5 protein-coding genes are annotated in these 6,455 nt (G+C 67.0%); 4 read left to right on the forward strand and 1 reads right to left on the reverse strand.

The genetic code is table 11. From position 1 onward, the window contains the following. Nucleotides 1–129 precede the first annotated feature (129 nt). On the forward strand, nucleotides 130–1,323 hold the full coding sequence (locus VMD50_RS19100) for an amidohydrolase family protein (protein WP_325429622.1): 1,194 nt from the start codon (nucleotides 130–132) through the stop codon (nucleotides 1,321–1,323). Further along, nucleotides 1,323–2,222: a crotonase/enoyl-CoA hydratase family protein gene (locus VMD50_RS19105; RefSeq protein ID WP_325429624.1), complete on the forward strand. Its 900-nt coding sequence runs from the start codon at nucleotides 1,323–1,325 to the stop codon at nucleotides 2,220–2,222. The genes VMD50_RS19100 and VMD50_RS19105 overlap by 1 nt, the downstream gene beginning before the upstream one ends. Here the strand turns inward: VMD50_RS19105 and VMD50_RS19110 are convergent, their stop codons facing one another. Continuing rightward, entirely contained in the window at nucleotides 2,223–4,376 is a 2,154-nt protein-coding gene (locus tag VMD50_RS19110) for an acyl-CoA dehydrogenase family protein (protein ID WP_325429626.1), read from the reverse strand. Nucleotides 4,377–4,549: 173 nt separating this feature from the next. Between VMD50_RS19110 and VMD50_RS19115 the strand changes: the two genes are divergently transcribed. Next, nucleotides 4,550–5,158 (forward strand): TetR/AcrR family transcriptional regulator, encoded by a 609-nt coding sequence (locus tag VMD50_RS19115; protein WP_325429630.1) that lies wholly within the window; start codon nucleotides 4,550–4,552, stop codon nucleotides 5,156–5,158. A 7-nt stretch (nucleotides 5,159–5,165) separates the two neighbouring features. After that, the coding region (locus VMD50_RS19120) for an AMP-binding protein (protein WP_325429628.1) at nucleotides 5,166–6,455 on the forward strand (1,290 nt) is incomplete at its 3' end.

Here is a 6,455-nt window from a genome sequence, read left to right on the forward strand (position 1 = left end):
CGCGAGGTGCCACTGGCGGATCATTTCCTCGGCGGCGCCCTTGACAACGCGTCATTTTTGAGTGGATACTCAATTGTGACTGCGCGCTCACAGGCCGCGCGGCGGTCGGGCAGAGTCAGGAGAAATGCGATGCCACGCTACGAAGGCCCGTTGTTCGACGCCGACAACCACTACTACGAGGCACACGACGCCTTTGTGCGGCACGTTCCCAAGGAGATGCACTCCCGCTGCGTGCAATGGGTGCAGCTGGAGAACGGACACAAGCGCCAGGTGGTCCGCGGCAAGATCGACTATCAGGTGCCGAACCCGACGTTCGACCCGATCTCCAAGCCCGGGGTGTTGCGCGCTTATTACAAGGGCAATCCCGAGGGCAAGCGCTTCATGGACCTGATCCGCTCGAACCTCGAACCCCTGCCGAAGGCCTACCAGGACCGCGACGCCCGACTGGCAGTCATGGACGAGCAGGGTGTCGAGGCGGCGTGGTTCTTTCCCACGGCCGGCATCCACTACGAGGAGCCGCTGAAGCACGACATCGAGGCGGTCACCGTGGCACATCGCGGATTCAATCGGTGGCTGGAGGAAGACTGGGGCTTCGCCTACCGGAACCGGATCTTCGCCGCCCCCTACATCACGCTGGCGGACCCGGCGGCGGCGTGCGCGGAGCTGGACTGGGCGATCGATCGAGGCGCGCGGTTGGTCGTCATGCGGCCGGCTCCGGTGATGACCGCCGACGGCCCTCGTTCACCGGGTGCCTCCGACTTCGATGCGTTCTGGGCCCGAGCCGGCGAAGCGGGCATCGTCGTGGTGGCGCACGCCGGCAACTCCGGCTACGGGACGAACGGCTACCCGGCCGGCTCGGGCAGCGCCGAGGCGCTGGGCGGTGGCTCCCGCCCGTCGGTCGCGGTGTACAAGCTGGAGCGGGCCATCCTCGATTGGCTCACCGCACTGTGCTTCGACCGTGTCTTCGAGCGGTTCCCGGGTGTTCGGGTCGCTTCGGTGGAGAACGGGGCCGTGTATCTGCACGATCTGTTCCGCATGCTCGCTTCCACCCGTGAGCGGTATCCGACGTGGTTCGCAGACGATCCGGTCGAGACGTTCAAGCGGCACGTCTGGATCAATCCGTTCTGGGAGGATCGCATCGACGACGTGATCGCCTTCATGGGTGCCGACAGGGTGCTGTTCGGCTCCGACTTCCCCCACATGGAGGGCTTGGAGTACCCGGCGCAGATCTTCGACGAGATCAGCCACCTCCCCGAGGCCGATCAACGCCGCATCGTGCATGACAACGCGGCCGAGCTCACCGGGGTCACGATCCCCGCCTGATGGCGCATTCGACCATGGAGTTGTCACCGGACACCTATACCGACATCCACTACGACGTGAAGGACGGTCGGGCGCGGGTCACGCTGGCCCGGCCACAGACGCACAATGCGATCACCGGCCGCATGCTCGACGAGCTCGAGGACGCCGCCTGGCGCGCCGACGACGACACGAGCGTGCACTGCCTCGTGCTCTCCGGTGAAGGGCCGTCCTTCTGCTCGGGCTACGACCTGACCGCGCTCGGGCGCACGCCCGAGGAGGGCCAGCGTCGCGGGAGAAGCCACGACGACGACGTCTGGCTGATCGAACGCAACAACCGCCGGATCCGTGCGCTGTGGGAGATGCACAAGCCGACGATCGCGCAGGTTCACGGCAGTTGTCTGGCCGGCGGCACCGACCTGGCCATGGTCTGTGACATGGTGATCGCCGCCGACGACGCCCGGATCGGCTTTCCCGCCGCCCGCAGCATGGGCACGCTACCCAACAACCTCTGGCTCTACAGTTGCGGACCGCAGTGGGCCAAACGCCTCCAGCTCACCGGCGACTCGGTGACCGGCGCCGATGCCGCCCGGATCGGGCTCGTTCTCAAGTCGGTTCCCGCCGAGTTGCTCGAGGACGAGGTCGAAGGTGTCGCCGACCGGCTCGCCCTCATCGACGTCGATCTGCTCGCCGCGAACAAGCGGATCACGAACCTCGGCATGGAGCTGATGGGCGCGCAGGTGCTGCAGCGACTTGCCGCCGAGAATGACGCCCGTGCCCATCACTCGGAGGCGGTGCGCGGCTTCGGCCGCAAGGTCCGGGAGCACGGCCTCAAAGAGGTCCTGCGCCGCCGCGACGAACCATTCGGCGACGGCATGACCAGTGCAACCAAGCCGGACGGGCGCCTACCCCAAGGGCGCTGATCAGGTGGTGAGTGGGTCCCGGGGCAGGCCGAGGATCCGCTCGCCGATCTGATTTCGCTTGATCTCCGACGTGCCGCCCGCGATCGACGCCGCGCGGTGCATGAGCGCAAAGGCGTTGCCGAGGCGGGCGCGTCCGTCCATGAAGGCGACCTCGGGGCCGTTCAGCTTCGCGAGCATGGCTGCCACCTCGTGCCCGGTCTCGGCGACCACGAGCTTGGTGATCGCACCCTCCGGTCCCGGTTGGGCGTCCGCGACCGCACGGTGCGCCGAGCGCAGGTTGAGCAGACCCATCGCCTGCAGCAGCGCCGCATAGCGACCGATGCGGGTCGCGCCGCCCTCGAGGCGATCGGGGTTGGCGTCGAACGCTTTGACAAGGACGTCAGCGCCCACCGTCGTCGCGCCCTCACCGCTGCCGATGCTGACGCTCTCGTTGCCGAGCGTGGCGCGGGCGACCGTCCAGCCGGCGTCCACGGGCCCCACGACGTCGTCGTCCGGAACGAAGACGTCGTTGAAGAACACCTCGTTGAAATCGGAGTCCCCGGTCGTCATCTTCAGCGGACGAACCTCGACGCCGTCGGCGTGCATGTCGATCACCACCATCGTGATGCCCTCGTGCTTGGGGACGTCCGGATTGGTACGCACCGTCGCAAAACCCATGCCGGCGACGTGTGCGCCCGATGTCCAGACCTTCTGGCCGTTGATGATCCAGCCGCCGTCCACGCGCGTCGCCCTGGTCTTGATCCCGGCGGCATCCGATCCGGCCTCGGGTTCGCTGAACAGCTGGCACCAGATGACCTCCCGGTTGAGAGCCGGTTTAACCCAGCGTGCTATCTGGTCGTCGGTGCCGTGCTGGATAAGCGTGAGGATCACCCACCCGGTGATGCCGTAGCTCGGGCGTCTGATACCGGCGGTGGTGAACTCCTGCTCGATGACGAGCTGTTCCACGGCGCCGGCTGCACGTCCGTGCGGCCTCGGCCAGTGCGGCATGACGTATCCGGTGTCGATCATTGCCCTGCGTTGCTCTTGTCTCGGCAGCCCCTTGATGCCGTCGGCGAACTCCCTCACCTCTTTGCGAACCTGCTCCGCCTCCGGCGGCAGGTGGATCGTCTTCTCCCGGCTGACGCCGGCTCGCGTCAGGTCGGTGAGGCCGCGGGCGGCGGCATCCGGATCCAGAAAGCCCAGCAGCGTCGTGGCGCGCCGCACGTAGAGGTGCGCGTCGTGCTCCCAGGTCATCGCGATGCCGCCATGCACCTGCGTGTGCAGGTTGGCGCACAGGTCGGCGGCCGGGGCGGCCAGGGTCGCCGCCACCGCCGCCGCGTAGCTGAACTGATCCCCGCCGGACGCGGCCGCCCGGGCCGCGTCCCAGACGGCGCTCGTCGCCAGTTCGGTGGCGACCGCCATGTTGGCGCAATGGTGTTTCACCGCCTGATAGGTGCCGATCGGACGCCCGAACTGGAGGCGCGCTTTTGCGTACTCGGCGGCACGCCGGGTGCACTCCGCGGCCATCCCGACCGCCTCGGCGGACAGGATCATCCGCGCCGTGTCGACGAGCGTTCTGCGTGCGCCGGCCAGCACGGTCACGGCCGCGCCGTCGAGGTGCACCCGCGCCGAGCGCCGGGTCGGGTCGAGGTTGGGTGGGATCTCCACCCGGACACCGTCCCCGACGGACACGACGACGACGTCGTCGCCGGCCGGCACCATGATCAGGTCGGCGAGGTTTCCCCCGAGCACGGTTCCCACGCTCCCGGACGCCATCGCGCCGTCGGCCTCGACCGAGCCCCCCAAGCCGACCCCGGCGGCCACCGATCCGTCCGCGAGGCCCGGCAGCAGCCGCGTTTTGGTGTCGTCGTCGGCTTCCGCCGCAATCACGCGGCTCACGATCGTCGTCGGGACGAAACCTCCCGGCGCCAGAGCGGCGCCGAGCGACTCGACGACCACCACCAGCTCCTCGGGTCCATACCCGGATCCGCCGTATGCTTCCGGGACGTGCAGACCGAGCCAGCCGAGCCCGGCAAGCTCCCCCCAGAATCCGGGCGTTTCTTCGGCCGCCCCGTCGAGAAGAGCGCGGGCCGCCCGCAGCAATTCCCGTCGGGCCGCGAAGTCGACGACGGTGTCGGCCAACCTGCGGTGATCGTCGGTGATCGCGATCGGCATTGCTATGACTCCCTGGTTTGTCGGCGTCCGGCTTGCATCCCCGCTGAACCGAGCATACATTTGATTTTGAACATACACTCAATTCTGATCCGGCAGGCAAGCCGATCGGCGTCGGTGTTCCTTGACCGGGCACGGCGCAACCACCGCCCTGAGGAGTCTTCATTTTGGCCGACGTGCAGCAGCGTCTCTCGAAGTCGGAGCGCACACGGGAGTCGATCCTGACCGTCGCCGAGCGACTCTTCTCGGAGAAGGGCTTCGACGCCACATCTCTTGATGCCATCGGCAAGGAGGCCGGCATTCAGGGGACGGCCATCCTGTATCACTTCCCGACGAAGCGGGAGCTCTACGAAGCGGTGCTCGACCGGATCTTCACACCGCTCCTCGAGGAGATGGGCTCCCAGCTGGAGGGGCAGGCACCGCTGCAGGACCGCCTGGTCACCTTCACGTCGATGATGGTGCGTTTCGCGGCGCAGCGGCCGGGTGCCGCGAAGTTGATCTTGCGTGACTCTTCGGCCGGCAGCGCCGACGTCAAAGAGATCATGGGCACCGTCGCCGCACCTCATTGGAAGCGACTCCTGGGGGTCCTCGAATCGGAAGGCGAGGGCACCGGCACCGATCCGCTGATCATCTGGAACATCATCGTCGGCGCCGTCTGTTTCTACTACGCGGCCGGGCCGACGGTCGGCGGGCTTCCCTACGACCCATGTACGCCGGAGAAGACGGCCACCTTCGAGAAAGTGATGATGGATTTGACCCGATCGCTGTCCACCTACAAAGCCTGACGGTCCGGTGTATCCGGGCCGGCACGCACAAACGACGCCCGACAAGGCGGCGGTCATCATGGGCCGCTCCGGTGAGGTGGTCACCTATCGCGGGCTTGATCGGGCCTCCACGCAGCTCGCCCGGCTGTGGCAGCAGCACGGTCTGGGGCCCGGTGATCACGTCGCGATCCTTTCTGAGAACCAGCCGCGCTATTTCGAGGTCGTGTGGGCCGCGCTGCGCTCGGGTCTTTATGTGACCACCGTCAACAGCCACCTGTCCGCCGAAGAGGTCGCCTACATCCTCGAGGATTCCGAATCCCGGTCCCTGGTCACGACCACTGCCATGGCCGATGTCGCGGCCGCGGCCCTGCTCCAAACCTCGACCGTGAAGTTGCCGCTGCTGATCGGACCGGCCGATTCGCGTTTCGAGAGCTATGGCGGCGCAGTCAGCGCGACATCTGCCGATCCGCTCGACGACGAGCCCTTGGGCGACTTCATGCTCTACAGTTCGGGCACGACCGGTCGTCCCAAGGGCGTCAAGCGCGAGCTCTCGGGTGCCCCGGTCGCCAACGGCATGGCGATCACCCACCTCGTCTCCCACATGTTCGGGGTCGTCGCGGACTCCGTCTACCTGTCGCCGGCGCCGCTCTACCATTCGGCGCCGTTGGCGTTCACGCTGTCGGTGCAGGGTCTCGGGGGCACCGTGGTGGCGATGGAGAAGTTCGATGCCGCCGAGGCGCTGGCGTTGATCGACCAGCACAAGGTGACGCATTCGCAGTGGGTGCCCACGATGTTCATCCGCATGCTCAAACTGGCCGAGGAGGAACGCTCTCGCCACGACCTGTCGTCACTGGTGCAGGCGATCCACGCGGCGGCGCCGTGCCCCGTCGAAGTCAAACAGCAGATGATGGACTGGTGGGGTCCGATCCTGTGGGAGTACTACGGCGGGACCGAGGGCAACGGCTTCACGTTCGCGAACCCGCAAGAGTGGTTGCAGCGCCCCGGGACGGTGGGAAAATCTCTGGGCGGCAAGGTCCACATACTCGACGACGCCGGCGAAGAACTCCCGCCGGGTCAGGTCGGCACCATCTACTTTGCGGGCGGATTCAACTACGAGTACCACAAGGATCCCGACAAAACCGCCGGTGCCCGCGACCCCAAGGGCCGGGGCTGGACAACCCTCGGCGACGTCGGCTACCTCGACGCTGAGGGCTGGCTGTATCTGACGGACCGCAAGGCGTTCATGATCATCTCCGGTGGCGTGAACATCTACCCCCAAGAGATCGAGAACTGTCTGATCATGCACCCGAAGGTTGCC

The organism is Mycobacterium sp., assembly GCF_035506235.1.
In the GTDB taxonomy this organism is placed as follows: domain Bacteria; phylum Actinomycetota; class Actinomycetes; order Mycobacteriales; family Mycobacteriaceae; genus Mycobacterium.

What these genes read in the sequence shown, in the direction of transcription:
- VMD50_RS19100 (WP_325429622.1), top strand. Translation starts at nt 130, where the DNA reads ATGCCACGCTACGAAGGCCCGTTGTTCGACGCCGACAACCACTACTAC.
- VMD50_RS19105 (WP_325429624.1), top strand. Translation starts at nt 1,323, where the DNA reads ATGGCGCATTCGACCATGGAGTTGTCACCGGACACCTATACCGACATC.
- VMD50_RS19110 (WP_325429626.1), bottom strand. Translation starts at nt 4,376, where the DNA reads ATGCCGATCGCGATCACCGACGATCACCGCAGGTTGGCCGACACCGTC.